A 1,002-nucleotide genomic window follows, 5' to 3' on the forward strand; every position below is an offset into this window, starting at 1 on the left:
GGTAAATGAACGTCCAGCGTCATCCTTAAGGGATTTGTTTGCTTTAAGTGATTCTGCTAAAGAGATTCCTTTAGACGAAGTAGAGCCGGTAGAGAATATCTTCCCTCGTTTTGACTCGGCAGCAATGTCTTTGGGAGCTTTGTCTCCTGAAGCACATGAAGCACTTGCTGTTGCAATGAACCGTCTAGGTGGCCGCTCTAACTCTGGCGAGGGTGGTGAAGATGCAGCGAGATTTGGTACGGAAAAACGTTCCAAGATCAAGCAGATCGCATCAGGCCGATTTGGTGTAACGCCACACTACTTGCGTAATGCTGATGTCTTGCAGATCAAAGTTGCCCAAGGTGCGAAGCCCGGTGAAGGTGGTCAGTTACCAGGTGGTAAGGTAAATAACCTGATTGCGACATTAAGATATTCGGTGCCAGGTGTGACCTTGATTTCACCGCCACCGCATCACGATATTTATTCTATCGAAGACTTGGCGCAGCTAATCTTTGATTTGAAGCAAGTTAATCCAAAGGCATTGGTTTCTGTGAAACTGGTATCTGAACCGGGTGTTGGTACTATCGCCGCAGGTGTTGCCAAGGCTTATGCTGATTTGATTACAGTTTCCGGTTATGACGGTGGCACGGCTGCAAGTCCGCTAACCTCTATCCGATATGCGGGTTCTCCTTGGGAGCTTGGTTTGAGCGAGGCTCACCAGACTCTGCGCGGCAATGACTTGCGTGGCAGCGTCCGTCTGCAAACCGATGGCGGTTTAAAGACAGGTCTGGATGTTGTTAAAGCGGCGATACTGGGTGCCGAGAGTTTTGGTTTCGGTACCACGCCTATGGTTGCTTTGGGTTGTCGTTATTTGAGAATTTGTCATTTGAACAACTGTGCGACGGGTGTTGCGACTCAGAACGAATTACTTCGTGATGAGTACTTCAACGGTACCGTAGAAATGGTAATGAACTTCTTCCGCTTTGTTGCGAAAGAAGCGCGTGAGTGGATGGCTAAGCTAGG

At 48.6% G+C, this 1,002-nt stretch carries 1 protein-coding gene; it reads left to right on the plus strand.

Annotated elements, in window-relative coordinates:
- Nucleotides 1-1,002, plus strand: a 1,002-nt coding sequence (locus A3729_RS23160; protein WP_255376407.1) for a glutamate synthase-related protein, incomplete at both ends; no start/stop codon positions are given.

This window comes from Oleiphilus sp. HI0043, from assembly GCF_001634935.1.